38 protein-coding genes are annotated in these 25,035 nt (G+C 66.5%); 35 read left to right on the top strand and 3 right to left on the bottom strand.

Annotation, left to right across the window (positions count from 1 at the left end):
- The first annotated feature begins 5 nt into the window (after positions 1–5).
- The 14 genes from HDA39_RS00745 to HDA39_RS00680 all read left to right on the top strand — a co-directional run bounded on the left by HDA39_RS00745 (position 6) and on the right by HDA39_RS00680 (position 12,364).
- Complete coding sequence (locus tag HDA39_RS00745) at positions 6–461, top strand: hypothetical protein (RefSeq protein WP_184793305.1); 456 nt, start codon at positions 6–8, stop codon at positions 459–461.
- Positions 458–802 (top strand): hypothetical protein, encoded by a 345-nt coding sequence (locus tag HDA39_RS00740; RefSeq protein WP_202892828.1) that lies wholly within the window; start codon positions 458–460, stop codon positions 800–802. The genes HDA39_RS00745 and HDA39_RS00740 overlap by 4 nt, the downstream gene beginning before the upstream one ends.
- Complete coding sequence (locus HDA39_RS00735) at positions 795–1,136, top strand: DUF5403 family protein (RefSeq protein WP_184793304.1); 342 nt, start codon at positions 795–797, stop codon at positions 1,134–1,136. The genes HDA39_RS00740 and HDA39_RS00735 overlap by 8 nt, the downstream gene beginning before the upstream one ends.
- The gene (locus HDA39_RS00730) at positions 1,133–1,621 is read left to right on the top strand and encodes a hypothetical protein (protein WP_184793303.1); all 489 of its coding nucleotides are present in this window, start codon (positions 1,133–1,135) and stop codon (positions 1,619–1,621) included. The genes HDA39_RS00735 and HDA39_RS00730 overlap by 4 nt, the downstream gene beginning before the upstream one ends.
- 74 nt (positions 1,622–1,695) lie before the next feature.
- Positions 1,696–2,250 (top strand): phage tail tube protein, encoded by a 555-nt coding sequence (locus HDA39_RS00725; protein ID WP_202892827.1) that lies wholly within the window; start codon positions 1,696–1,698, stop codon positions 2,248–2,250.
- Positions 2,251–2,392: 142 nt separating this feature from the next.
- Positions 2,393–2,737 (top strand): phage tail assembly protein, encoded by a 345-nt coding sequence (locus HDA39_RS00720; RefSeq protein WP_184793302.1) that lies wholly within the window; start codon positions 2,393–2,395, stop codon positions 2,735–2,737.
- 140 nt (positions 2,738–2,877) lie between these two features.
- Complete coding sequence (locus HDA39_RS00715; protein WP_202892826.1) at positions 2,878–3,102, top strand: hypothetical protein; 225 nt, start codon at positions 2,878–2,880, stop codon at positions 3,100–3,102.
- 15 nt (positions 3,103–3,117) lie between these two features.
- Positions 3,118–7,191, top strand: a complete 4,074-nt coding sequence (locus HDA39_RS00710; protein WP_184793301.1) for a phage tail tape measure protein — start codon at positions 3,118–3,120, stop codon at positions 7,189–7,191.
- Positions 7,191–8,090: a phage tail family protein gene (locus tag HDA39_RS00705; protein ID WP_202892825.1), complete on the top strand. Its 900-nt coding sequence runs from the start codon at positions 7,191–7,193 to the stop codon at positions 8,088–8,090. Before HDA39_RS00710 ends, HDA39_RS00705 begins: the two co-directional genes overlap by 1 nt.
- On the top strand, positions 8,091–9,725 hold the full coding sequence (locus HDA39_RS00700) for a siphovirus ReqiPepy6 Gp37-like family protein (protein ID WP_184793300.1): 1,635 nt from the start codon (positions 8,091–8,093) through the stop codon (positions 9,723–9,725).
- Positions 9,726–9,759: 34 nt separating this feature from the next.
- Entirely contained in the window at positions 9,760–10,815 is a 1,056-nt protein-coding gene (locus tag HDA39_RS00695) for a hypothetical protein (protein ID WP_184793299.1), read from the top strand.
- Positions 10,812–11,144 (top strand): hypothetical protein, encoded by a 333-nt coding sequence (locus HDA39_RS00690; protein ID WP_184793298.1) that lies wholly within the window; start codon positions 10,812–10,814, stop codon positions 11,142–11,144. Before HDA39_RS00695 ends, HDA39_RS00690 begins: the two co-directional genes overlap by 4 nt.
- 90 nt (positions 11,145–11,234) lie before the next feature.
- Positions 11,235–12,053: a M15 family metallopeptidase gene (locus tag HDA39_RS00685; protein WP_184793297.1), complete on the top strand. Its 819-nt coding sequence runs from the start codon at positions 11,235–11,237 to the stop codon at positions 12,051–12,053.
- Positions 12,053–12,364, top strand: coding sequence for a hypothetical protein (locus tag HDA39_RS00680; RefSeq protein ID WP_184793296.1), 312 nt, complete (start codon positions 12,053–12,055; stop codon positions 12,362–12,364). Before HDA39_RS00685 ends, HDA39_RS00680 begins: the two co-directional genes overlap by 1 nt.
- 50 nt (positions 12,365–12,414) lie before the next feature.
- Here the strand turns inward: HDA39_RS00680 and HDA39_RS00675 are convergent, their stop codons facing one another.
- The gene (locus HDA39_RS00675; RefSeq protein WP_184793295.1) at positions 12,415–12,693 is read right to left on the bottom strand and encodes a hypothetical protein; all 279 of its coding nucleotides are present in this window, start codon (positions 12,691–12,693) and stop codon (positions 12,415–12,417) included.
- 208 nt (positions 12,694–12,901) lie between these two features.
- On the opposite strand from HDA39_RS00675, the gene HDA39_RS00670 reads away from it, so the two are divergent.
- The 20 genes from HDA39_RS00670 to HDA39_RS00575 all read left to right on the top strand — a co-directional run bounded on the left by HDA39_RS00670 (position 12,902) and on the right by HDA39_RS00575 (position 22,673).
- Complete coding sequence (locus HDA39_RS00670; RefSeq protein ID WP_202892824.1) at positions 12,902–13,297, top strand: hypothetical protein; 396 nt, start codon at positions 12,902–12,904, stop codon at positions 13,295–13,297.
- Positions 13,298–13,629: 332 nt separating this feature from the next.
- Positions 13,630–13,896: a hypothetical protein gene (locus tag HDA39_RS00665; protein WP_184793293.1), complete on the top strand. Its 267-nt coding sequence runs from the start codon at positions 13,630–13,632 to the stop codon at positions 13,894–13,896.
- Positions 13,893–15,017 carry a hypothetical protein gene (locus tag HDA39_RS00660; RefSeq protein ID WP_184793292.1) on the top strand — a complete coding sequence of 375 codons (1,125 nt, stop codon included), beginning with the start codon at positions 13,893–13,895 and terminating at the stop codon, positions 15,015–15,017. The genes HDA39_RS00665 and HDA39_RS00660 overlap by 4 nt, the downstream gene beginning before the upstream one ends.
- Before the next feature lie 139 nt (positions 15,018–15,156).
- Positions 15,157–15,711, top strand: coding sequence for a hypothetical protein (locus HDA39_RS00655; protein ID WP_184793291.1), 555 nt, complete (start codon positions 15,157–15,159; stop codon positions 15,709–15,711).
- 94 nt (positions 15,712–15,805) lie between these two features.
- The gene (locus tag HDA39_RS00650) at positions 15,806–16,093 is read left to right on the top strand and encodes a hypothetical protein (protein WP_184793290.1); all 288 of its coding nucleotides are present in this window, start codon (positions 15,806–15,808) and stop codon (positions 16,091–16,093) included.
- Positions 16,090–16,260, top strand: coding sequence for a hypothetical protein (locus HDA39_RS00645; protein ID WP_184793289.1), 171 nt, complete (start codon positions 16,090–16,092; stop codon positions 16,258–16,260). The genes HDA39_RS00650 and HDA39_RS00645 overlap by 4 nt, the downstream gene beginning before the upstream one ends.
- A 22-nt stretch (positions 16,261–16,282) precedes the next feature.
- A complete protein-coding gene (locus tag HDA39_RS00640; protein ID WP_184793288.1) occupies positions 16,283–16,642 on the top strand; it encodes a hypothetical protein in 360 nt (119 codons plus the stop codon).
- Between the two features lie 156 nt (positions 16,643–16,798).
- Positions 16,799–17,242 carry a hypothetical protein gene (locus tag HDA39_RS00635; protein ID WP_184793287.1) on the top strand — a complete coding sequence of 148 codons (444 nt, stop codon included), beginning with the start codon at positions 16,799–16,801 and terminating at the stop codon, positions 17,240–17,242.
- A 77-nt stretch (positions 17,243–17,319) separates the two neighbouring features.
- On the top strand, positions 17,320–18,066 hold the full coding sequence (locus HDA39_RS00630) for an AAA family ATPase (protein ID WP_202892823.1): 747 nt from the start codon (positions 17,320–17,322) through the stop codon (positions 18,064–18,066).
- Between the two features lie 16 nt (positions 18,067–18,082).
- Positions 18,083–18,643: a hypothetical protein gene (locus HDA39_RS00625; RefSeq protein ID WP_184793285.1), complete on the top strand. Its 561-nt coding sequence runs from the start codon at positions 18,083–18,085 to the stop codon at positions 18,641–18,643.
- On the top strand, positions 18,631–18,813 hold the full coding sequence (locus HDA39_RS00620) for a hypothetical protein (RefSeq protein WP_184793284.1): 183 nt from the start codon (positions 18,631–18,633) through the stop codon (positions 18,811–18,813). Before HDA39_RS00625 ends, HDA39_RS00620 begins: the two co-directional genes overlap by 13 nt.
- Entirely contained in the window at positions 18,810–19,190 is a 381-nt protein-coding gene (locus tag HDA39_RS44050; protein ID WP_420488706.1) for a CHC2 zinc finger domain-containing protein, read from the top strand. The genes HDA39_RS00620 and HDA39_RS44050 overlap by 4 nt, the downstream gene beginning before the upstream one ends.
- Entirely contained in the window at positions 19,075–19,692 is a 618-nt protein-coding gene (locus tag HDA39_RS00610; RefSeq protein ID WP_420488791.1) for a toprim domain-containing protein, read from the top strand. Before HDA39_RS44050 ends, HDA39_RS00610 begins: the two co-directional genes overlap by 116 nt.
- On the top strand, positions 19,689–20,081 hold the full coding sequence (locus HDA39_RS00605; protein WP_184793282.1) for a hypothetical protein: 393 nt from the start codon (positions 19,689–19,691) through the stop codon (positions 20,079–20,081). Before HDA39_RS00610 ends, HDA39_RS00605 begins: the two co-directional genes overlap by 4 nt.
- The gene (locus HDA39_RS00600) at positions 20,078–20,326 is read left to right on the top strand and encodes a hypothetical protein (RefSeq protein ID WP_184793281.1); all 249 of its coding nucleotides are present in this window, start codon (positions 20,078–20,080) and stop codon (positions 20,324–20,326) included. The genes HDA39_RS00605 and HDA39_RS00600 overlap by 4 nt, the downstream gene beginning before the upstream one ends.
- Positions 20,323–20,526: a hypothetical protein gene (locus HDA39_RS00595; protein WP_184793280.1), complete on the top strand. Its 204-nt coding sequence runs from the start codon at positions 20,323–20,325 to the stop codon at positions 20,524–20,526. Before HDA39_RS00600 ends, HDA39_RS00595 begins: the two co-directional genes overlap by 4 nt.
- Entirely contained in the window at positions 20,523–21,719 is a 1,197-nt protein-coding gene (locus HDA39_RS00590; protein ID WP_202892821.1) for a hypothetical protein, read from the top strand. Before HDA39_RS00595 ends, HDA39_RS00590 begins: the two co-directional genes overlap by 4 nt.
- A complete protein-coding gene (locus HDA39_RS00585; RefSeq protein WP_184793279.1) occupies positions 21,719–22,036 on the top strand; it encodes a hypothetical protein in 318 nt (105 codons plus the stop codon). Before HDA39_RS00590 ends, HDA39_RS00585 begins: the two co-directional genes overlap by 1 nt.
- A gap of 11 nt (positions 22,037–22,047) precedes the next feature.
- Entirely contained in the window at positions 22,048–22,311 is a 264-nt protein-coding gene (locus HDA39_RS00580) for a hypothetical protein (protein ID WP_184793278.1), read from the top strand.
- Positions 22,308–22,673 carry a sigma-70 RNA polymerase sigma factor region 4 domain-containing protein gene (locus HDA39_RS00575; RefSeq protein ID WP_184793277.1) on the top strand — a complete coding sequence of 122 codons (366 nt, stop codon included), beginning with the start codon at positions 22,308–22,310 and terminating at the stop codon, positions 22,671–22,673. Before HDA39_RS00580 ends, HDA39_RS00575 begins: the two co-directional genes overlap by 4 nt.
- A gap of 214 nt (positions 22,674–22,887) precedes the next feature.
- Here the strand turns inward: HDA39_RS00575 and HDA39_RS00570 are convergent, their stop codons facing one another.
- Positions 22,888–24,081, bottom strand: coding sequence for an integrase core domain-containing protein (locus HDA39_RS00570; protein ID WP_420488705.1), 1,194 nt, complete (start codon positions 24,079–24,081; stop codon positions 22,888–22,890).
- A 257-nt stretch (positions 24,082–24,338) separates the two neighbouring features.
- Between HDA39_RS00570 and HDA39_RS00565 the strand changes: the two genes are divergently transcribed.
- Positions 24,339–24,626, top strand: a complete 288-nt coding sequence (locus HDA39_RS00565) for a hypothetical protein (RefSeq protein WP_184793275.1) — start codon at positions 24,339–24,341, stop codon at positions 24,624–24,626.
- 23 nt (positions 24,627–24,649) lie between these two features.
- Here HDA39_RS00565 and HDA39_RS00560 read toward each other — a convergent pair whose 3' ends face one another.
- On the bottom strand, positions 24,650–24,907 hold the full coding sequence (locus HDA39_RS00560) for a hypothetical protein (RefSeq protein ID WP_184793274.1): 258 nt from the start codon (positions 24,905–24,907) through the stop codon (positions 24,650–24,652).
- Between the last annotated feature and the right edge of the window lie 128 nt (positions 24,908–25,035).

Genomic DNA, 25,035 nt, shown 5'->3' with positions numbered 1-25,035 from the left:
CCGCGATGGAGCCCTTGGCTACCCTCGAAGAACTGGCCAACCGACTCCCGTTCGTCATGGATGATGACGAGGAGCGCGAGGCGATGGGCGCGCTGGAGGATCTCTCCGACGACGCCCGGCACTACGGCAAGCCCTCATGGGCAGACCCGGCAACGACCCCACCCCAGGTGAGTCGGCTGGTACTGAAGGCTGCCGCCAGGCACATGAAGAACCCGGACGGGTACACCCAATCCCGTGCCGGTGATGAGACTTTGGCATGGGACGGCCGAGGCGAGGACGCAGGTTCCGCCTACTTCATCCCCCGCGAGATCGACCAGCTCCGCAAGCTCGCCGGCATCACGAAGATCTTCTCGGTGCCGGTCATTGCCTGGGGCACCCGCACTCGGCGCCGGGAGGGCCTGGTCCCTACCGAGCACGGCGCCCCGTTCCCGCTGTTCAACAGCGATAGCCACCCCTGGTGAGCATGCAGCGCAGGCGGGGCCAGCCGCTCACCATCTGGCGCACGATCGAGCAGACCGACAATCGCGGCAACAAGGTGAAGGCCGCCGACGCGGCGAACCCCTGGGTCGTGAAGGCGTGGACGATCCCGCAGCGCAGCGCCAAGGCTGAGGTGCCCGGCCAGCAGAAGATCAACGTCATCCGGATCGGCGTCAACGCCAACCTGGACGGCGTCGAGCTCTGGTCGCTGGTCCACTACCTCGGCCGGACCTGGGACGTTGTCACGCCGCCGGCCTACCACCACGGATCCCGCCACGTACGGCACTGGTCCATCGACATCCGGGAGCGTCCGAACAATGGCTGAGGTCTACCGCACGCTCGGCGGCCGGAAGGTCGAGAAGGCCCTGGCCATTCTCCCCGAGGTCCAGCGCGAGCTGGAGGAGCGAACCCTGCAAGTCGCCGGCCGAGCCGAAGCCGGCCTCGCCGAGCATCACCACGATGGCGATGCAGAAATCGACATCGAAGACGGCGGCGTCGACTGGTATGTGGTCCTGTCCGACGAGCGCGGCCAGCTCGCCGCCCTGTCCATCGAGTTCGGCCGTGAGCCGTACGAGAAGGACGGTGAGCTCGTCGGCGGCATGGACGGTCTACACATCCTCGGCAACGCGGCGCACCTCAAGAGCAGGGGGCGCCGATGACGACGACCCTGCACCCCGATGTGATCGCACTGACCGAGATGCACCCAGTGGAAGACCTCCTGCTGGAGCTCCTTCCCGGACAACTTCCGGGGGTGCAAGTCAGATCCCTCATCGCCGATCACCAAGAGTTCCCCCTCGTCATTCCGCGACGGTCCCCCAACTTCGGGGAGTGGGGTGGCGATCCGCGCTTCCTCGATGCAGCTCGCATCAACATCCACGCGATGTGCGACGGCGTGAACGGCGACGAGGATGCCGCACTCCTCTCCGAGGCGGTACGCGTGATCCTCCGCGACTCGGTCAACATCGTGGTCCCCCACCGTGGCCACCTGGTCAAGGTCGAGATGTCATCGGCCCCTCGCCGAGTGACCGACTGGGCGACCGCCACCGGCCCTGTGCAGTACGCCGACCTCCCCACCGGGGTGACGCGCTACGAGACCGTCTACGACCTGGTCATCCGCAAGCCGGCGAGCACTCAGACCCCCTGATCCAACCCCAACGAAGCAAGGCCCTCAGCACCCGCTGGGGGCCTTTTGCTTTGCCCACAGAAACGGAGCCCCTAGTGGCACTGAACGACAACGCGACCCTGGTGATCGGGGCCGGCAACTACTTCACCGCGGTGACCGGCACCGCCCTTCCGGCCGATCTGCTCTCGCCCGCGGTTGCGTGGGAGAACGTCGGTCACACCTCGATCGAGGACATCCTCGCGATCAGCTCCGAGGGTGGCGAGGCCACCGTGCTGAGCACCCTGCAGAACAAGACGCTGCGGACCAAGTACTCCTCGCGGTCCGAGACCCTGGCGTTCACGCTCCAGCAGTTCGACGAGAAGTCGCTGAAGCTGTTCTACGGCTCGAACGCGCCGACCCTGGCGGACGGCACCATCGGCGTCCCGACCGAGCCGGTCCCGACGACCTGCGCCTTCATCGGCATCTTCGTTGACGGCAGCAACGTCTTCGCGTTCTACGCGCCGAAGGCCGAGATCTACCGCGGCGACGACCTGGCCATCGCCGACACCGAGTCGCTGGCCGGCCTACCGCTGGGCGTGAAGCCGCTCCAGCTCGGCACGAACACCTGGACCTACGCGGTCACGCCGCTGGGTGTCATCGAAGAGGGCTGATCAGCCCCACTGAACCACCCTCCCCGCGATGCGTTGCGGACCCGTCGCGGGGAGGGGGCGCCGCCCGTGCCCCATAGCGAAGGTCCGCTCCCCCACTGATTTCGCACTACCCCATTCATCAACCCTGGAGGTCCGCAAAACCATGTCCAACTCTTTCACCCTGGATGACATCCGCGACGCCGCCGAGGCGAAGTACGGCTCCACCGAGATCGTGCTGGGCGACGGCTCCGTCTGCCGGCTGCTGAACCCGCTGCGCCTGAAGAAGGAGAAGCGCGACCAGCTCATGGCGCTCCAGAAGGAGCAGGGCGACGAGGAGAGCGACACCGAGGAGCTGCTGGCCAAGAGCCTGCTCCTGGTGGCCGAGAACCAGAAGTACGCCAAGCAGCTCCTGAAGGAGCTCGACGGCGACCTGACGATGCTGGCCACCGTGTTCGAGATGTTCAACTCGGGCGCCCAGGTGGGGGAAGCCTCGCCCTCGCAGGACTGATTGACGACTACGGCGAGGGCCTCTACCCCGACCTGCTCGATCACTACGGCGTCGACCTGGTCGACGTGATCGAAGGTCGGGGGCCATCGCCCCAGATCGTCAACATCCTGGCGAGGGGTCTACCCGACACCTGCCTCACGATGGCGCTCGTCGCCGGCGGCCGAGAGCACTACGGCTGGGGCCAGGACCGCCACCTGGCGGCCGACAACTACGACGCGCTCAACCAGAACACCCGCGCCACCGGTCAGTGGAAGGGCAAGGCGCCCAACATCCCGCTGTACCCGCGCCCCGAGTCGGTGAAGCCCAAGCCCGACGAGCGCGAAAAGCCCAAGACCGTAGCCGATCTGTACCGCGGCTTCCAGTAATGAAGGGAGCAGTGCATGGCAACACAGATCATCGGCCGGATCGCGGTCAAGGTGATGCCCGACACGAACGACTTCCGGCGCACGCTCAAGCGTGACCTGACCGCCATCGAGAAGTCGGTCGATGCCCTCGACATCAAGCTGAACCTCGACGCCACCGGGGTCGTGGCCCAGGCCAAGGCCACCGCCGCGAAGGTGAAGAAGGAGCTCGGCTCCGTCACCCTCAGGGTGAACGAGAACTCCCTCACCTCCCTGGAGGCGACACTCAAGCAGGTCCAGCGCGAGATTGAGAAGCTCGACGAGATCTCCGTCGACGTGAAGCTCGACCGGCCGGCGCTCGAAGCCGCGAAGAAGCTGCTGGCCGACAAGGTCGCCGAGGCCACCAAGATCAAGGTCGCGATCGACGACCAGGCGTTCGCCGAGATGCGCGAGCGCGTGAACGCCGAGTTGAAGGATCTCAAGTTCCACCCCTCCCTCGACGCCTCCTCCACCACTCGGATGCGTCGGCAGATGGCCGGCATCCTGGAGCAGATCGAGAAGCTCCAGGCCACCATCAAGCCGGAGATGAGCGACCGCGACAAGCACAAGGTCGAGAACGACATCGCCGACCTGCGCGACAAGCTCGACGACCTGAAGGACACGGCCATCGAGCCGAGCATTCAGGAGCGCGCCAGGCTGAAGGCTCAGGCCCAGCTCGCCCTGCTCGCACGGAAGCGCCGCGCCGAGATCGTTGCCTCGATCAACAAGGCGTCGGTCGCCAAGGTCGGCGCAACCCTCGCGGCGCTGTCCGGCGCCCGAGTCCTGAACGGCTACCTCCAAGACCTGACCCGCTCGCTGTCCAACCTGGACCGCAACGTCCCCCTGATCGGCACCATCGCTGAGGCGATCGCCGGCCTGGGTGCGTTCGCCCTGGCGAGCGCGAGCAACCTGTTCGCCTTGTCGGCGTCGCTGGCTCAGATCGGCGGACTGGCCTTCGCGCTGCCCGGCCTGTTCGGTGGCATCGCCATCGGCCTGGGCGCGAGCTTCGCGGTGCTGAAGGACTTCAACAAGGTCATCCCCGAGGTGGGCAAGAAGTTCTCGAAGCTTCAGGACCAGATGTCCAGCAAGTTCTGGGCAGTGGCCGAGAAGCCGATCCGCAACCTCGTCGACCACGTGTTCCCCGAGCTCTCGGCCGGACTCCAGAAGACCGCCGGCAACCTCGGCGTGTTCTTCGGCGGCCTGGCCACGGCGCTCACCACGTCGTTCGACGGCCTGCTCGGCAACATGTTCCGGGACCTCAACGACTCCATCGGCATCGCCGAGGGTGCGACCAGCTCGCTGGCCTCCACCATCGCGACGCTCGGCAAGGTCGGCGCGGGCTACCTGCCCCGCCTGGCCAAGTGGTTCGTCGACATCGCCAAGCAGTTCGACGGCTGGCTTACCGCCGTCGCGGCCGATGGTCGCCTGGAGGGCTGGATCGAGTCCGGCCTGTTCGCGCTGAAGGAACTGGGCCGCGTCGCTGCTGGCGCCGGCAAGATCCTGTCCGGCCTGGCGAAGGCTGCTCAGGCCGCCGGTGGCTCGTCCCTCAGCGGGCTGGCCGACGCCCTGGAGCGGATCGGTGCAGTCGTCAACGGCGCCACCTTCCAGACCGCCCTGGTCACCACGTTCGAGGCCGCTCACACGGCCATGGACAACCTGACGAAGAACGCCGGCCCCGGCCTGGAGAAGTTGTTCCTGGCCCTATCCAAGACCGCGACCACGGTCCTGCCGCTCGCTGGCGAGACCATTGGCAAGGTCATCGGCGGCATTGCCAAGGCGCTGGCCTCTCCCGCAGTGCAGCAGGGAATCGAGACCCTCTTCGGTGGGATCTCGGCCGGCGTCGATGCCATCCTGCCGTACCTGCCGCAGCTCGGCGATGCGTTCGGGGCCATCCTCGAAGTGGCCGGCAAGCTGGCCGAGAACCTCGGTCCCGTGCTGGGTCCGGCCTTCGGCGCCCTGGCCGACGTGGTCACCGAGCTCGCTCCCGTCCTGACGCCGATCATCGACCTGCTCGGTGAGGCGCTGGCGGACGCAATCGGGATCATCGCCCCGCTCCTGCCGCCGATCGCCGAGGCGCTCGCCAACCTGGTTACGCCGGAGCTGCTCGCCTCGTTCAAGCAGTTGGTCGAAGAGGCGATGCCGAAGCTGGGCGAGCTGTTGCCGTCCCTGGCCCAGGCGTTCATCAGCCTGGTCGAGGCCGTCGCCCCGCTGCTCCCGCAGTTGGTCGGCTTCGCCACCGACATCCTGCCCGGCTTGATCGAAGGGTCGACCGAGCTCGCGCTCGCGCTCACCCCGATCATCGAAGCCTTCGGCTTGCTGCTCGAAGCGGTCTCTCCGATCCTCGGACCGCTGGGCGAAATCGCTGGCTACCTGATCGGACCGCTCACCGAGGCGCTCAACGCGCCCTGGCTCGCGCTGTCCAACCTGGTCACCAACATCGGCCCGACGATCGACATCCTCAAGCAGTTGTTCTCGGACGGCTTCGTCACCGAGATCCCTGGCTACGTCGAGGCTGGCTTCAACGCCGTCAAGGGCTGGTTCGAGGACATCGGCACGACCATCTCCGGCAAGATGGACACGGTCGTCGCCGACATCAAGGCCGGCTGGGCAACCGCCAACACCGACACGGGCTCCGCGGTCTCCAGGATCGCCGCCAGCGTGCGCGTCGGATTCGACTCGGTGCAGGCCACCGTCAGCGCGAAGGTCGGGCAGGCCAAGAACAACCTGGTCACCGGCTTCAACTCGATGGTCACCTCGGCCAGCGGTGCGATGGCCAAGCTCGTCGCCGCAGTCAAGACGGGCGTCGACTCCGCGATCTCCACGGTCAAGAGTCTCGGCACTCGCGCGGCTGGCGCCCTGGGCAACCTCGGCGGCGTGCTGGTTTCGGCCGGCCGCTCCCTGATCTCCGGCTTCGTCAGCGGCATCACCAGCGCGATCCCCAGCATTCGGGGCGTCCTCGGTGGCATCACCGACAAGCTCCCTGAGTGGAAGGGGCCGGCCGAGCGGGACGCCACGATCCTCACGCCCGCGGGCGTGAAGGTCATCAACGGCTTCATCGTCGGAATCAAGAAGCAGATCCCCGTCCTGCGGGCTGCGCTCAAGGGCCTGACGAACGCCATCCCGTCGATGGTGAAGACCAACATCGGCAAGGTCAACACGGTCATCGGCTCGATGTCCAGGGTGCTCACGGCGAACCAGAAGGCTCACCTGAACACCCTCGTCACCAACAGCCAGACCGCGCTCGCCCTGGTCACCAAGGCTCAGGACGCGCTGGCCAAGCGGATGAAGGCCGCTCAGTCCAACCTGGACGACCTCCGCAAGAAGTCGGCCAGCTACGCCTCCAGCATCTACGGCAACCTCGTCGGCGCTGGCGACGTGACGGCGGGCGACAAGCACTCGTACGACGCGATCGTGGCCGGCCTGATCAAGGCCCGCAACGCAGCCGCGGAGTTCCAGCGGGTGCTCGCCGACCTCCAGAAGGCGGGCCTGAACAAGACCGCCCTCGACCAGATCGCACAGGCTGGTCCGGAGGCCGGCATCGCAGCGGGCAAGTCGATCCTCGGCGCCGGCAAGTCCGGCGTCAAGGAGATCAACAAGCTCCAGGCCGAGCTGGCGACGTACGCCGGCAAGGCTGCGAAGGCCGCAGCGGACACGCAGTACGCCAACGGCATCCACATCGCCGAGGGCCTCGTAAAGGGGCTCAAGGCAATGGAGAAGCCGCTTGAGCTCCAGATGCTGCGGATCGCCGACGTGCTCACCGCCGCGATCAAGAAGGCACTGAAGATCAAGTCCCCGTCTCGCGTGTTCATGGCGATCGGTGGCTTCGTCGGGCAGGGGTTCGCCAACGGCATCTCCGCCTCGGTCCCCCGTGTCTCCGCGGCCATGGAGGACATGGCCTCCCAGCGCCCGTCCGGGCAGTCCCTGAAGCTCGCGTCCGCCGTCGACTCCTCGCTCTCGGGTGGGGCTGCCGGCGCACAGCGCGTCCTTCATTACCACGCGGCCGAGGGCTCCTCGATCAACGCCGAGGAAGACCTCTTCGCGGCTGCCGAACGCTCAAGGATGGTGAACTGGTAATGGTCAAGCTCGTACTCAAGTCCAACGTCACAGGGGATCTGCTCGACCTGGATTCCCTCCTGATGGAGGACGACCCTGTGTACGACTTGATCCCGCCCGAGATGCGCGGCGCGCAGGCCCTGACCGGGGTAACCGGTCTCGGCCTGCCGCCGGTCTCGGTGCAGTGGATCGAGGGCGCAGGCGACGGCGCGACCTTCCGCGGGCAGCGGGTCCTGCCCCGCGACATCGACCTGCCCTTGTACTTCGACGGCAAGGATCGCGAGGGGCTGAAGGCCCTCGTCTCCCGGCTGGCCATCATGGTGTCCGGCGAGTGCGAGCTGCGGCTCGTAGAGGCCGATGGCACCTACTGGTACTGCAATGTCGTCCGCGTCGGCGGTGGCAGCTACGTCTACGGAGCCGACACCATCGGCGAGCGCGACCTCATGATGGTCATCACCTTCAGGGCGGGCGATCCGTACTGGATCAGCTCCCGCGACGGCGGCCTGACCATCGTCACCGAGGGCGCCGGCCGAGGACTCCTCAACGGCCCACTCACCGCGCTGAAGGTCCGCTCCTCGCAAGCCTTCGGCGACGTGACCCTGGTCAACGGCGGCGACGCTCCGGCCTACCCGCTATGGGAGATCACCTCCGGCACGAACTTCGAGGCGATCTCGCCCAGCGGCCAGAGGATCGCCTGGAACGGGACGCTCGCCGATGGCGTGACCCTCTACATCGACACCAAGTCGGGGCGCGTCTGGGACTCCACTGGAGCCAACCGCTTCGCCAGCGTCGGTGCGGCTCCACGAATGTGGACCGTTGCCCCCGGCACCAGTACTGCCCACGTCTCCATGGACGTGGTCGATTCCGCCAAGGCCCGCATCCGGGTGACCTGGCAAGACCGGAAGTGGATGGTGGTCTGATTGAAGCTCGACGACATCACTGTCACCGTCCGGGACAAGTCGCTCGTTCGCCAAGGCATCATCGTCCCCGCCGAGCTGAACCTCACGGCATCCGTCGACCACAACAACGTCGGTAGCTGGACGCTCAGCCTCCGAGCCGATCACCCGCTCGCGGCGATCCTCCGAACGCCCGGCTCGGGCCTCATCGTGGACGGCCCGGAGGACGTGCTGTTCTCCGGGCCGATGGTCACGCCCACCGAGGTGACATCGACCACCGACCCCGGCGGCACCCTGACGATCGAGGGCGTGACCGACACCGTCATCCTGGCGGACACGCTGGCCTACCCCGACCCAAGCCGGGCGGTCAACGCCCAGCGATACAAGGCCGACAGGCGCTCGGGCTTCGCCGAGACGCTGATGCACGCGTACGTCAACGTGAACATCGGCTCCTTCGCCACCGCGGCCCGGAAGAAGGCCGGCCTGACCACGGGCACGGACCTCGGCCGCGGGGCGTACGTGACCAAGGCCCCGAACTTCCAGCCCCTCGGAGAACTGCTCGCCGAGCTGGCGATCCAGGAGGGGCTCGGGCTCGGATTCAGGGTCGTGCAGCGCGGCGCCGGCCTGGTCTTCGAGACCTACCGAGTGAGCGACAAGTCGGACATCATCCGGCTCGACGCGCGCAACGGATCCCTTGCCAGCCAGAAGGTTGCCACCTCCCCACCGGGGCTCACGGTCGCGATCGTTGGCGGCCAGGGTGTCGACGAGACGCGCCAGCTCTCCGAGTACACCACCGCGGCGTCGGTCGCAGCGCAGGCCCAGTGGGGTCGGCGCATCGAGCGGTTCATCGACCAGCGCACGGAGGACGATCCCGCCGAGCTGGCCGCCGCCGGCAAGGAAGCCCTGGACGACGCTGGCTTCAGCGCAGTCTCGGCCCAGACCGTCCCGTCCGACGACAGCGCCGCCACCTTCGGCACGGACTGGAACCTGGGCGACCGGGTCGCAGTCACGGTCGACGGCCAGGAGCTCAAGGTCGACGTAACCGGCTACGTCCTGAAGGCGGACGCCACCGGCTTCCGCGTGGGCGTCACCATCGGCGACCCGACGCAGTTCGGCGACGGGATGGCGAGCCGGGTCTCCAGCGTGGAGAGCAGGATCTCTGCGATCGAGCGGAACACCGGGGTCGAGACGACCCGGCCGTACACCGAGTGGGTTGTGCCCAACCTGAAGGCATCCGCCTCGTCGGCCATCCCACCCAATGCGTGGCAGGTGCTCCGCTGGACCGTCAAGCGAGACTCCTCGGCAGACCCGGCCGGCACTGACTTGATCCCCCACAACTTCAGCGTTGGCGGCGGCGAGTTCACGACCAGAGTGCCGGGCCGCTACCTGGTGAGCGCGCGAGTCACCTTCCCCTCGGTCCCGAGCGGCACGGTCGGCTACCGCTACATCGCGCTGCACTCCTCGACCAGGGGCATGTTCGCCTACCAGTCGCTGCCGGGCAACTCCACCAGCTTCACCGCGCTGAGCGTCTCCGACGCCATCCGCCTCGCCTCAAACGAGACCGTCTGGGTGCAGGTCTTCCAGTCCGCTGGCGGCCTGCTCACGCTCGTGCCCGGCGACGCCTACGCCCGCATCACCATCGAGCACCTGGGGCGCTAACCCCTCACATTTTCAGCCCCATTGGAGATCCCTAGTGGCTATCAGCTCCTTCCCATTCGACAACCAGGACAGCACGGAGGGGCAGTACACCACCCTCTTCCGTGAGCTCCAGCAGACCGGCGTCGCCGACACCTACGGCGGCACCGCCTGGAAGATCGTCGCCGCGTCCGGCATGAACGTCACCGCCCAGCCGGGCTTCGCCCTGGTCCGCGGCCACGGCGCACAGAACACCGCGGTCGAGCCCATCGCCATCCCGGCGGCCAGCTCGGCGCCGGTGTACCACCGCGTGGTCCTTCGCCTGGACCCCGCCGCGAACTCGATCCTCCCGGTCGTCATCTCCGGCACGGCCGGCGGCCCGGTCCCCTCGCTCAACCAGACCGACATCGGAATCTTCGAGATGCCGGTGGCAACGATCCTGATCTCGCCGGGCGATGTGAACGTGAACCCCGCCAAGATCACCGACGACCGCCTCTTCCTCGGCAGCACCGTTGGCCCCTGGTCGACGGCCACCAGGCCGAGCTCGCCGCGCTACGGCCGGCTGGGCTACAACACCACCATCGGCCAGTGGGAGTTCTGGAACGGCTCGGCCTGGGCGACCATCGTGCCGGCCGACGTGTTCGCTCGGCTGTCCACGCTGGAGAACCAGCCGTACATCATGCGCTCGGAGGCGTGGCGTGTCGGCGTTGCCGGCGGCATCAGCATCCCCGACGACGTGTGGCAGATCCTCGACTGGCGCATGGACAACGGCGGCCAGAGCGGCATCGGCTACACCTTCGAGAGCGCGCGCTTCAGCTTCCCGACCGCGGGTCGCTACGTCTACGACGTGACGCTGACCTTCAACAGCAACACCACGGGAGCTCGCGAGCTGCGGCTGGCTCGGGTCGACGGCTCGCCCAACGGCGACTACATCGACTACGACTCCCGCGACGCAGCCAAGATCGGCTGGACCACGGTCCGGCTGAACGGCGAGGTCCGCCTCGCGGCCAACGACCAGGTCATCCTGGCCTGCCGCCAGACCTCGACCGGCAACCTCAACCTGATCTCCGGCCACGAGTACCAGCGGATCTCGTTCCGGAGGGTCGGCTCGTGAGTGAGATCCCTCTGGCTATCCAGCTCGCCGCGCCCTTCCTCACCGGCACCGCGGTAGCGGGCGTGGTTGCGGCCTGGACGGCGCGGAAGAAGGTCCCGGTCGAACGGGACAGCATCATCGTGAACGGCGCGGAGACGGCTGTTGTAGCCCTCACCGCAGTGCTCGCCGCCGAGACCGCCCGAGCCGACCGGGCCGAGGCTGACCGGGACCACGCCATCGCCGACCGAGATGCGGAGCGCGAGCGCCGGATGGCCGTCGAGCTACGGCTCGATGCGATCCAGGCCGCGCTCGACGACGCCCGCGAGGAACTCCGCTCGATCGCCAACTGACCAACCATGTCGCAGGCCCCGGTGTGCTAGTGAGGCACCGGGGCCTCCGTCTGTACCGAACTGCCCACACCACCCTGGAGGTACGCACTCATGCCCAAGAGCCAGAACGGCTGGCCGGCCAACGACATCTCACTGACTAAGAGCTGGACCATCCCCGGAACTACGCGCAAGTTGCGCCTGGCGAGCGGCGATGCCGGCTTCCTGCTGACCCACTTCCTCGCCTGGTTCGACAAGAACATCGAGGACATCGAGGGCGGCATCTTCGACGACTGGGGTTACGCCGAGCGCCCGGTCCGCGGCGGCACCGACCTGAGCAACCACGCCTCGGGCACCGCGGCCGACGCCAACGCCGTCGACCACCCGCTCGCCGCGCGCAACACCTTCACCGCGGCGCAGGCGGCGAAGATCCGCCAGAAGCTGAAGGAGTACGACGGCGCCATCCGCTGGGGTGGCGACTACTCGGGCCGCAAGGACGAGATGCACTTCGAGATCAACGCCTCCAAGGCGCGCGTCGCGGCGGTCGCCCGGAAGATCCGCGGTGGCTCCACCAAGCCGCCGAGTTCTGCGCCCGAGCGTGACGTGACGATCGTGACCTGGAGCCTGAAGTTCGGCGCCGGCTTGATCCAGCCGGGCGGCCACATGCGCACGGCCGACGCCACCTGGCTCGACATCCGCGCCTTCATGGCGTGGGCTCGCCGGCTGAACTTCATCACCGCCGAGCACGAGGCCGCCTGGGTCAACAAGACCAGCCACCCGCAGTGGATCAACTGGACCGGCGCCAACGCGCTCGTCCTCCAGGCGGTCAAGGCCGTCCAGCGCAAGAACAAGCTCGCCGCCGATGGCGTCTTCGGTCCCCGGACCGGCGCCCTCATGGCCCGCTACGGCTACCACGTCGTGGTCAACGGCTGATGGCCGAGCACCGCAAGCCCACCCTGTCCGACACCCTCATCGGAGGTAACACCGTGCTGAAGAAGATCTCCTCGACCTCGACTCGCCGCGCCGTTCGCACCGGCATCGACATGGCGCTCGGCGTACTCGCCGTCATCGCCGTCATCGTGCCGATGCTGCACGAGTTCGGCGTCAGCCTGGAAAGCGAGGCGTACGTCTTCGGGCTGGTTCTAGCCGCGACCACCCTGATCTCCAAGGTCAAGAACAAGCTGGAAGACCTCGGCTACCTGCCGGCCTTCCTGAAGGACGACCAGGCCAGCATCAACCACTGAGCCTGACATGACGAAGCCCCCGCCTCACGGCGGGGGCTTTTCGTCGTTGCTCAGCTCTTGCGCTTCTGGGCTTCGATCTCTTCCATCGTCATGACCCCGGACTGCCGACCGCCGCGGGCCGCCGCCTTCTTTGCGGGCCGCTTCGTCGCCGGCCTCGCTGCCGCGACGACCTTTCCCCCAGGCGCCTTCGGCAGGAACCGCTCCAGCGGGGCGGCGTCATCAGCGCACAGGACGGGCTTCGCGACACGGTCATCCTCGGAGACCCCGTACTGCTTCACCGGCTTGCCCACCTTCTCACACACGTCACACACCTGGATGACGATCTCCATAGCTACTGCTCCTATCTCGGCGTGATGTACGCCACGTCCCTAAACTGTAACACCTTGACACTGTGTCTCAGTTGGGCAACTATGGACTCATCTACACAACCCCATTGACGGGGCAGGACATCGAGAGGGGGCTCCAATGCCGGCATCGAAAATCCAGGACAAGGCTGAGGTGATCCGTTGGTTCGACGAGGGGCGAACCTACGATTGGATGGTCGAGCAGTACAGAGAGAAGTACGGCATCGAGACCGTGCCCTCCATGTGGGGGAACTTCCGTCGACGGAACGGGATCGAGGCGCGGCTGGTGCGCGACGACGACCTGATCCCGTGGGAGATCAAGGACGAGCACCGCTGGCGGAACGCCGTAACGCTCCTTCGCGCCGTGGCCCGCCAGCGCGCCGGGATGGAGCTGAGTGAGCGTGACGCTGAGCGACTTCCCGGATGGCTGGAGACGCGACGCGAGACCGGCACTGTGGTTCATTACGACCCCGACACGGAGCGCGGATTCTTCTACGTTCCTCGCCGGCCGGGGATCGACAACGACCTGATTCGTGAGCCTGAGAGCAAGACCACGCCTCGAAGGAGTCGGGACAAGCGAGACTCCTAGGTCTGCGTTTGAACGTTCAATAACAGAGAGATCACAACTCCCCAGTAACCCCAATAGTGACTATCTGTCACATCCCTCCGACTGCTAGGTTTCCCGTCACAACCGGGGGACGGAGGCACCGAGGCCCCCGGCTTGTGGCTGGGGGCCTTTTCTGTCGCGCGGGGGGAACCGCGGATTTGCAACAAACTGCAATCCGCGTCCGCATAGTTGACACACCATCACACCCTGGTATAGAAATGCCGCATGAACATCACCACTAACACACCAGGAGGTACGTCACTGTGGTTGCCGAGCTGGTTCACCCGCCGGTCACTTCCGCTGCGCGTCCGCACTTGAAGCTCGTCGGATCGTCCGTCGTCCCCAAGCTCTGGGAGCGGCTGGCGATCACCATCAGCTCGGGCGGCATCAGTGTCCACCTCGACTGCGAGAACGAGGAGCTCTACATCGACGCCGCGCCCGACCACGACGAGCGCGCCCTCACCATCCTGATCCGCGCACTGCCGGCGTACGGCTTCGAGGTCATGCCCGAGAGCGAGTGCCCCGCCGAGACATTGGACGACGGCACGGTTCGCATCTGGCTCGCCGAGGTGGTCGAGTGACGGCGGTCTTCGCGGAGCCCAGTACCAACGCCAAGCTCCAGCAGAACCGCGCTGCCGGCGGCGACAACGAGGTCCCTCGCGAGGAGGGCTCGGGCCGGCCGAAGATCCGCAACGTCTGCCACAACCCGCAGTGCGACGGCGTCGGCCGGATCCCCTCGGAGAAGCGGCCGGGCAACACGATCCAGTGCCCGAAGTGTAAGGGCAAGGGTGAGATCACGCGGGCCTACTCTCGCGTCACCAGCTACATCGACGTGCTGGAGGACAAGTCGCAGCTCATGGCCTGGGGCGAACGCTCCGTCCTGATCGGCGTAGTGCTCGACCCGAGCCTCACGGAGGGCGTGGCCGAGCGCGACCCCGAGAACGCCGACGACAAGGACTGGCTGAACCGCCGCGCCAAGGTGGCCAAGCAGACGGCCGGCTCGGAGAAGAAGGCTGAGCGGGGCACCTACCTGCATGGCCTGTCCGAGCTGAAGGACCAGGGCGAGGTGCTCCCCGACGACGTGTCGTTCGAGGACGTGGTCGACATGGATGCCTACCGGCGTACGTATCGGCACTTCGTTCACGTGGAGATGGAGCGCCTGGTCGTCGTCGACGAGCTGAAGGTCGCCGGCACGCCCGACCGGGTGAGCAAGTGGTCGTGCTACCGGAACAGGATCACCGGCGAGCACGTGAGCATGGCGTACCTGGAGGAAGAGTTTGACCTGAGCAACGACCAGTGGCGCAAGGACTGGGAGTTCGTCGAGCTGGTGACGCCGGACGGGCAGATCATCGACGAGGACGACCTGCTCATCACCGACCTCAAGACCGGGCGGGTCGACTTCGGCCAGCTCAAGATCGCCATGCAGCTCTCCATCTACTCACGCGGGGAGTTCTACAGCCACACCCCGGCGAGCGTGAGGCACTGCCGTCGACCGATGGGCGAGGTCCGCAAGGACTGGGGCATCATCATCAACCTGCCGGCGGGCAGCGGCGAGGCCGAGCTCTACTGGGCCGACCTCGACATGGGCTGGGAAGGTGTCCAGGTCGCCGGCAAGGTGCGGGACCTGCGCAACCGCGGGAAGAAGGCCCTCATCCCGTTCAGCAAGAACGCGCTCAGAACCGAACTTGTTCGTTCGGCGTAAGTGTGTTACTGTGTACTGTGTACTGCGTGAGCGTGGCTAGCGGCCCGCTCGAAGCCCTGAAAGATCAGCTTGACCTCGCCGGTGTGAGTGTGTTAGTGTGTACCTCACAAGCGGCGCCGAGGAGAGGAGCACCAACCGAGTGACAGACAACGAGTTGACCAGCCGGACGAGCGTCACCTACAAGACCGGCGAGAAGTACAAGGAGTCGCTGATCAACTTCAGCGGCGAGCGCGAGGCGGTTCGCGCCGACCAGATCGCCTACTTCGGCCTCAAGCCGAGCGAGTGCGACGGTCGCACCGACTTCGAGATCCGCCTGATGTGCGACGCTGTCGCCCAGGCCGTGACCACGGTGCAGAACAAGCTCGGCGCGGTCCTCGCGACCAAGTCCGAAGAGACCGCAGCGAACGCGGCGGCCAGCACCCAGCCCCGCGACCAGATCCCCGCGGCGGTGCACGAGGCCATGAAGGACGGCGACCCGTGGAAGGCGGCCGAGGGCGCGAGCTCGCCTGCGAAGGCCGAGGCCGCGGACCCCACTCCGAACCCGGTCGACGTCATGATCGACACCGTCAACTCGCAGACCAGTGTCAAGGCGCTCCAGCTCGTGTGGGCCGAGAACAAGGTGCTGTTCGACGCCAACCCCGAGATCATGGCCGCGTACAAGGCCAAGGGCAAGTCCCTCCAGGCGGCGGCGTGAGCACCGCGGACGGGTGGGACGACGGCTACACCAAGGGTCGCGAGGAGACCCTGGCCGAGCACGATATCCGGGACGACTCCTGAACGCGGTCAGCATGGAGTCGGTCGGCTACACCTACGGTGACCTCGTCGAGGGCTACGGCCCGATGATGGGTAGGGCTAGCGAGTCGATGGAGCAGTTGCACGAGATCGCGCTGACCGGGTGGCACCAGTTCCGCTCGTTCTCCTCGACGTTCAACCTCATCGAGGTGAACCCCGCGACCCTGCGCCTGCTCTACGGCCTGCCGGCCGAGCGGTGCGACTACTCGTGGCTCTGGCCGAACGAGTGCGCCCACTGCCTCGGCCACGAGCTGCCCGACGACGTGCCGGTCCAGCAGTCGTGAGCCGGCGCAAGCTCAAAGAAGCTCTGGCCATCGCGCTCGCCGGCATTCCCGTGCTGATCGTGATCGGCCTCCTGATCTGGATCAGCACGCACATCCCGTGCGCCTGGTTCCAGTTCGCCAAGGCGGCCGAGGTTCCGGCCCGCTGCCTCACCAACTTCAAGCACTGACGAGAGAGAGGACCACCTAATCGTGATCAAGAACCTGCTGAAGAAGACCCCGCCCACCCCGTCCCTCGGCGAGCAGTACGGCGCGGCCTTGGCGCTGCACTCGTCGGCCGCCTCCGTCTTCGAGAACCTGATCGAGGACCACGTCCAGGCCGAGGCCGAGCTGAGCGCCGTCGCCAACGAGGCCACGTTCCAGATCGAGCAGGCCGAGATCGCCTACGCCGACGAGCGTGAGCGCATGGTCAGCCGGCACGAGCGCGAGCTCGACGACCTGGAGGCGGACCACTCCCTCAAGGTGACCGGCCTGAGCGAGCTGGCCGACGCTGCATACAACGACGCCTGGGCGGCGTACGACCGCGCCGAGAAGATCCGCGCCCTGGTCTGACGGTTCGACATCGTCGCGAGAGTGTGTTAGTGTAACTCTCGCTGACGCGGGTTGAGCGAACGCTCCCTCGCGCTCATTTTCAGGGCTGGTGTGTTAGTGTGCCACCGGCCCTGTCGCATGCCCTCACATCCCTTGACTGACAGGAGAACCACAACCGTGACGAACCCCTTCGCGACCCAGAAGAACACCAACGGCGCCTTCTTCAAGCCGGCCGAGCACGCTGCCGACCTGGCCCTGATGATCGAGCCGAAGCGGGTCCTGGAGAACCAGAGGAACGAGTTCCAGGGTGACGTGACCTACCGCGACGAGATCGTCTGCGACATCACGATCTTCCGGAACTCGCAGAACCTCGACGAGGGAGCGCCGTTCGACGTGCTCCGCGACGCGAAGATCACGCACTCTGCGTTGGCCGGCGAGGCGCGCGAGCACATCGGCACCGGCGTTCCGATGCTGGTCACGGTCAAGAAGGCGACGGGCAAGAACTACTACGTCTTCGACTTCAACGTGCCGGGTGACCGGGTCGCCGCGGTCGGCGCCTACTACATCAAGCGCGAGGCCGCCACCGAGGCCGCCACCGCCGACGCTCCGGGCTTCGACTGAGCTACGGAGACTGCTGAGTGCTGACCCCTTCGAGGTCGCTCGCGCTCAACTCTGAATCGGGGCGCGAACTCCCCCGCGTGGACGCCTTCTCGGCGATCTACGCCAAGGGAGTTCGCCCCCGCTTCGGCGAGGTCATCATGGTCGTCGGCCGATCAGGCACCCAGAAGTCGGGCTTCGCCCTCTTCTGGACGGCACAGATGAACCTCCGGACGCTGTACTTCAGCGCCGACATGTCCGCCTTCACCGCGTCGTCGCGGCTCGCTTCGATGAAGACGAACCAGACGACAGAGCAGGTCGAGCAAGGATTCGCCACGAACCGGGACCTCTACACCGAGGCCCTGTCGGATCTGAACTTCACCTTCTCGTTCGGCGCCCCGATCACCTGGCAGCAGGTGGATGAGGAGCTGGAGGCGTACGTCGAGCTGCACAACAGCTATCCCGAGGTCATCGTGTTCGACAACCTCATGGACTTCGAGGGTGCGGAGAGCGATTACACCGAACAGATGGCAGTGATGTCCAACGCGACCGAGCTGGCGAGAGCCACCGGCGCGACGGTCATCCTCATGCACCACGCATCCGACAAGTCGTGGGATGCCAAGGCGGACCCATGGAACCCGCCGTCGCGCGACCAGGTGAAGGGCGGCCTGTCCGAGAAGCCCGAGCTGAGCCTCTCCGTCGCGCTCGACCCGAACACCCTGGAATACAAGGTCGCTTGCCTCAAGCAACGAATGGGGCCATCAGACGCGACCGGACGGAACTTCGCCGTGCTCCGGTGCGAGCCGGACAAGACGAGGTTCCACGCCATCAACCGGATGGCCGCATGAGAGAGGAGGTGAGGCAGTGCGAGTAGCAGGATTGGATCTGTCGCTCACGTCCACCGGCATTGCGATGATCCACCTCGGCAAGCCGGAGTGGACGTACACCGCGAAGTCGACGGGCAAGAAGACCGACAACCTGGCCACCCGCCAGCAGCGCCTGAGCGCGTTGTGCCAGGAGATCGTCGGCGAGATCGTTCCCCACACCCACGTCGACCTGGCGGTCATCGAGAACCCGAGCTACGGCTCGTCGTTCGGCTCGCCACACGATCGCTCCGGCCTGTGGTGGATGGTCGTCGATGCGCTGATGTCGTTCGAGATCCCGGTCGCCACGGTCTCGCCGCAAGGTCGGGCGAAGTACGGCACCGGCAACGGAGCCGCAAAGAAGCCCGAGGTCTACGCCGCCGCGAAGGCGACGTACGAACCGCTCGGCTTCCACATCCCGAACAACGACGTGGGCGACGCGGTGATCCTCGCAGCCATGGGCAGTCGGCACATCCACTGGCCGCTGGCCGACATTCGCCCGGACGACCCGACCGACATCAAGAAGCTCGAAGCGATGGGCGGTGCGGCGTGGCCGGCCTGACGCGTACCGAGTACGACGAGGTGCTTGCCGCCGGCATCGACTTCCTCGGCGCCCACGACGAGTGGGGTGCGCACATCGAGCTGGTCGAGCTGGAGGAGCACTTCCTCGGCACGCCGCTCGACCCCTTCGTGCTGGTGCGCGAGCTGCGCGAAGAGGGCGTCACCCGATGAGCGACGGGAGGCCCGACCTCGCCGACCTACTGGAGCACTACGACGTGCCGGTCAACCGCGGCCGGGTCTCCCAGATGGTCAAGTGCCCGCTGCACGAGGACCGCACGGCGTCGTGCTCGATCAACACCGAGCGCGGCCTGTGGAACTGCCACTCGTGCGGCAACGGCGGTGACTCGTACGAACTCATCAAGCAGAAAGAAGGTGTGAACTTTGTCGGAGCACGAGACTTTGCGGCCGCTCTCGGACTCGCAGATGGAGCTTCTGGAGGAGGCGACGAGCGCCTATCAGGCAGCCGTTACGCCGGCCGTCGCAAGGTACCTGCTCGATCGGGGAATCAGCCGCGAGGCGGCGGTTACAAACCGTCTTGGCGTCGTTAGCGATCCCTTCCCCGGACACGGCAAGTTCCAGGGCTTCCTCGCAATCCCCTACCTGGACAAGGACGGTCGCCCGCTGACCATCCGGTTCCGGTGCTTGCAGGACCACAACTGCCGGGACCTGTTCCACGGCAAGTACATGACGATCGCCGACGACATCCCCCGGATGTACGGCATCGGCGCGATTCACCTGGCCGGCGACGAGATCCATGTCTGCGAGGGAGAGCTCGACGCGGTTGTCCTTCGGATGCTGGGGCTCCATGCCGTAGCTGTGCCCGGCGCCAAGATGTGGGCCAACCGGCACCGCCGCATGCTCGCGGGCTTCAGCCGGGTCTACGTCTGGGCAGATCCCGACGATGCCGGCGCCGAACTGACAGCCAAGATCACCCGAGCTCTGCGCTCGGCCAAACCCGTCCGCCTCACCGCGGACGTGACTGACACATACCTGGCGGGCGGCGCGGACGCGATCTTCGCTGCCCTTGGACGAGAGGCGGTAGCAGCGTGACGTACACCGAAGAGGTAACCGATCGGCTCACCAAGATCACCGAGGAGATCGCCAGCGCGTGGATGGACTTGCGCATGGAGGTCGGCGAGGACGACGTCAGTGAGTGGTCGAAGCCGGACGAGCGCCGCGCTGGGCTGATCGAGCAGGCCGCCGACATCCTCAACGAGATCGAGGGCATCGACGCGGCAGCCAAGCGCAAGGCCGACGCGCTTGCCGAGAAGAAGGCGAAGGAAGCCGCGGATCTGAAGGCGATGCAGGACCGGATCAATCAGTCGGTCTGGCACATGGCCAACCTCACCGCGACGCCGCGGCACCTGCTCAGCGGTCCGTACTTCCGCTCGAAGACCCCGGTCACCGATCTCTACCGCAACTACGTGGCCAGCCTGTGAGGCTGGTCTCCGGCGAGGTGCCGGGCGAGATGTCCCTGGAGCACGAGGACGGGACGCGCGAGCGGATCAACGCCGTGGTCATCGGCGACCTGACCCACTCGCTGACGGGGTTTGCTGTCGAGTTCCGGCCGGTCGGCGACGACCTGGTGGAGACGGTGCGGCAGGCGAAGAAGGTCTTTCGCGTGCTCGCCGGTCGCGACGGCACACTCCAGATCCCGAGCTTCAGCCTGGAGGTCGACCGGTGATCAAGCTCCCCGGCAAGCCCGGCCCGAAGCTCACCGACGCCTGGTCGTCGATGGAGGACGAGGCGCGAGCCCGCTTCGCAGAGCACCTCCTCGGAGGGACCAGCGCCGACTGGCTCTCCTCCCTCCTCAACGAGCACGGACTCCCCGTGTCCGCCACCACCATCCGCAACTACCGACGAGCACTTCAGAAGGGAGTGTGAGCACCTTGACTAGCGCACTCCTCCAGCAGTTGCTCGACAAGCCCGTAGGCCCGGCGACCCCGGCCCGCGAGCTGAACCCCGAGCAGGACTTCACCCGGCAGATCGAGATCAGCGGCGACACCGCCACTGTGACCGTGAAGGATCAGGCAGGCGAGGCCGACGAGTCCGCGGCGCGGTTCTACCTGCGCGCCAAGGGGGAGAACCCCGACGAGTGGGAGGCCACCGGCTTCCGCTCGGGCGAGTGGACCATGGCCAACGGCGAGACCGGCGAGTCGAACCGGTACACCTTCAAGCGGGTCGCAGCGGCCGGACGTTCCGCTCTCCCGCTCGACGAGCTGCTCTCGGCCATCGACCTGTACGAGCCGGTCGTCAAGCGCCCACAGGGCACACACGGCTTCACGATCTTCCTCGGCGACATGCAGTTCGGCAAGATCGACGGCGACGGCGCGGAGGGCACGGTCCGCCGGACCATCGACTGCCTGAACCAGGCGGCGAACAAGCTGGCCTGGTACCGGTTCGCCGGCTACGACATCGGCCACGTGCACATCGGCTGGCTCGGCGACCACATTGAGGGCTTCCAGTCGCAGGGCGGAGCCAACGCCTGGCGCACGCCGCTGACCCTGACCGAGCAGATCCGCCTCACCCGGCGCGTGATGCTCCACGCCATGCTCACGTTCGCGCCGCTGGCCGAGCGCCTGACCATGGCCGCGGTTCCGGGCAACCACGGCGACACGATCCGCTTCGAGGGCAAGGGCCTCACCCGCTACGACGACAGCCACGACACCGAGTCGCTCATCGCGGTCTCGGACGCGGCCAAGCTCGCGCCGGAGAAGTTCGGTCACGTCGAGTTCTTCGTCCCGCAGACCGACGAGATGATCGTCGTCGTCGATGTGGCGAACACGATCATCGCCCACGCCCACGGCCACAAGCACAAGCCGGGCAAGCACATGACCTGGTGGAGCGACCAGGCGTTCAACGCCAGCTCGCCGATGCACATGGTCGACGTGCTCGTGGAAGGCCACCTCCACCACGAGGAGGTCGACACCGAGGGTAACCGCCTCTTCCTGGGCGTGCCGGCCATGGAGTCCGAGAGCACCTGGTTCCGCCACTTCAAGGGGACTGGCGGCGCCCCCGGCCTGCTCATCGGCATCGCGAAGGACCACCGCATCGACGTGAGGGAGTTGATCCGCTAGTGAACGACGAAGACCTGAACATCGACTGGGCGGTCCTTGACGTGGAGGGGGTCGCCCAGGTGATCGAGCGGGCAGCTCGGTCCATCAGCAAGAACGAGAAGTACCGGCACGCTGTCGAGATCGAAGACCTGGAGCAGGACGCTCGCATCCTGGTCGCCACCAAGGAAGACCTTCAGGAGTGCGCCTACGGCGACGAGCTGGGCCTGCTGCACCACCGCTTGGTCCAGGACTTGAAGGACCAGTACAAGACCAAGGCCAAGCACGCCGACAAGCTGACCTCGTACGACGTGCTCCTGGAGAAGGCAGGTGTCGAGTGAAGCCTGTCGTAGTGGTGGCCAGCTTCTCCGGCGACGCTCGCGACTTCCTGGACCTCCACTTTCCGCACCCGATGAAGAGTGAGCTGGGCAAGCCGATCATCCTCACGCCGACGAACACTCACGGCTTGCAGGGCCTGCGCGGCGACATGATCGAGGGGATTTACGACATCCGCCGGCTACCCATCGCGGAGTCCACGAACCGGACAGTGGATCAGGAGCTCGACCGGTTTCGCTGGCGGTATCCCGACGTGCCGTTCTCGGTGAGAGTCCGATGACCTACACCCGAGAGATGGTCGAGCAACTCCTGCCCATGCTCTGGGATCCGGACGCCGTGTGGGGCGCGAAGGCCCCGCAGGCTCCTCCGCAGGACATGCCTCGGGCGACGCCGAACAAGAAAGAGGGCAACACCCTGTACGCCCACCTGGCGGACATGAACACCGGGTGGGAGAAGGCCGAGCTGACCCTGAAGGAGCGGCGCGCGATCTTCCTGCACTACGGGCTCGACTGGTCCGAGAAGGATGTCGCGTACAACCAGGAGATCTCGCCGCAGGGCATCAACGTCCGCCTCTTCACCGGGGTCGGGAAGTTGGTTGCCCACCTCAACGGCGGCGAGTTCACTGAGGCCGCAGTGTGTTAGTAGTGACGCCACCTCGACCGTCCGTGCGGGTGAAGTGCCCTCGGTGCCACGCCGTCCTGGTGTGGGCCGAGGGCTTGCCGATCCGGTGGGTCTGCCCGGCCGGCCACGACTAGGGACCAGCCCTCGACCATCGCGGTCGGGTGTCGCGGTCGGGTGTGATGTCTCAGGACATGGGTGACAGTTCTGGATCAGGAGATCGGTGACACTGGATGTGTCAGGACATCGGTGACGGTTTAGAGGTTTGGCGTGGGCCGCTGGGGCGGCCGTTGCCGACGTAGGTCACTCCGGGCGCGGGCCTGGTGTGCTCGATGAGGATCTCGCCTTCGAGGTCGGCAACGGTGATCTTGTCGCCGGCTGTGATGACGAGGACCTGCTGGAAACCTCGTCGCCCGTCGACCATGTACTGGACCTTGTTCAGCATGAAGACGCCGTTGCTGGCCAGCTTCTTGACGACGGTGCCGTCGGGCAGGTCGGTAGGCACCGGTGTCCGGGCGGGTCGGGGCCGGGTGACGGGACGGCGGAACAGATCGCGGGTGGGGCGGGGTGCCTCGGTCTTCTCGGTGGCCTGCCAGGCGGTCAGGGGTGTGATGCGGCCGGGCAGTCCTTGGTGGGGGCGCTGGGTGTTGTAGATGTGGTCGAAGGCGTCGACCTGGGTCTGCAGCTGGGCCAGATCGGCGGCCAGTGGCTGCTTGTCGAGGTAGCGGAACAGGGTCTGGTGGAAGCGTTCGTTCTTGCCCTGGGTGGTTGGTTTGTAGGGCTTGCCGGTGATCGGCTCGACGCCTAGGGCCATCAGGTGGACGACGAGCTGGCCAAGGAGTCCGCGCCGCGAGGGGTTGAGCGCCGATCCGTTGTCGGACAACAGCCGCTGGGGCACGCCATAGGCGGTCACGGCCTTGTCGAACACGACGATCGCCGCCTCGGAGGTCTCGCCCCACGCGACGTGGGAAGCGACCGCGTAGCGGGAGTGGTCGTCGATGAGCTGGAAGATCACGCATTTGCGGCCGCGAGTGAGCACGTACTCGGTGGCGTCGAGCTGCCAGCAGGCGTTCGGGGCCGGATAGACGAACCGGCGCCACGCAGCCCTTGGCTTCTTCCTTGGTTCCAGCCGTGCCACGCCGGCCTCGCGGAAGATCCTGGCCAGCGACGCGACCGAAGGCACCACCTCTAGGCCCATCGCGTGCATCTTGTCGTGCACGCTGATCGGGCCGCAGTCCAGCCCGGACTGCTCGAGTGCAGCCCGGACCCCGATCGCCTGCTGCTTGACCTCATCGGCCAGCTTCGACGGGCTCGACTTCGGTCGCCGCGATCTCGGCTCCAGCGCCGCCGCGGGCCCGTCGGTGAGGCTGCGCCGCCGGATCTCATAGAACGTCTTGCGCGAGATGCCGTGCTCGGCACAGAAGGTCGTCACCGCCCCACGTGGAGCGTTAGACGGCCACTGTGCGATCGCGAGACGGACACGAGGATCAACAAGCTCATTCTTCGACACCCGCGGAGTCGACCGAGCCAGGACACCACCGACCCCGACGACTCACCGAAGTGTCACCACCAAGATCCCCGAAAGTGTCACCGATGTCCTGATGTGGATCCGTCACCTATGTCCTGCGACATAACAGGTGTCGCGGTCGGGGCTTTCCTGCGTTGTCGAACACGTGTTCTAATAAATCCATGCCTAACGCAGACGCCTTCGAGCGGATGGCGCCGATGCACAACAAGTGGCAGACGGCGCTGAACGAGAGCTGGCCGCCCAACGCTCGCGACATCCCGGAGCAGGCGGGTCGCCCCGTCCGAGCCCGAGTCGTGTGGAGCGTGGACGGCGAGGAGTGGATCGACGGGCGCGCGACCAAGTGGGTTCCCGGCCATGTCTTCGTGGCGATCGGCGACCGCCGCTGCAACCCTGTCGGCTTCTGGCTCCCAGGTGCGGACGCACACGAAAAGCCCCCGACCTCGGACTGAGGTCGGGGGCTTTGTTGCGTTACCTACAGGTCGCCGGCCTGGTCGACGCAGAGGTTGTGGATCGCCGCCGTTGCAATGGCCTTGGTCTGTGCGATCTTCTCCTCCGTCTGATTGTCCTTCTTCATGTTCTCGACGAGCGTGGCCATGTTCCCCGGCTTGTCGCGGAACGCCTTGCAGCTCGCGTAGCCGGCCTCGATCAGCTCGGCTCGGGCGAGCAGGCCCTCGGGCACAGCCGCGGCCACCTCCAGCACGTACGCCTGCTCGGTGGCCGCCTTGTTCACAGCCGGCGCGACGGTCGAAGCTGCGGTGGTCGGAGCTGGCGCAGATGCCGGCTCCTCGCTCCCCCCGCAGGCTGTGAGTGCGCCGGCCAGAGCAAGGAGCGTGATGGCGCGCAGGACTGATTTCATGA

This window comes from Kribbella italica, assembly GCF_014205135.1.
In the GTDB taxonomy this organism is placed as follows: Bacteria; Actinomycetota; Actinomycetes; order Propionibacteriales; family Kribbellaceae; genus Kribbella; species Kribbella italica.
The sequence above is the reverse complement of the archived record's forward strand: the minus strand, read 5'-3'. Positions and strand labels throughout refer to the sequence as shown.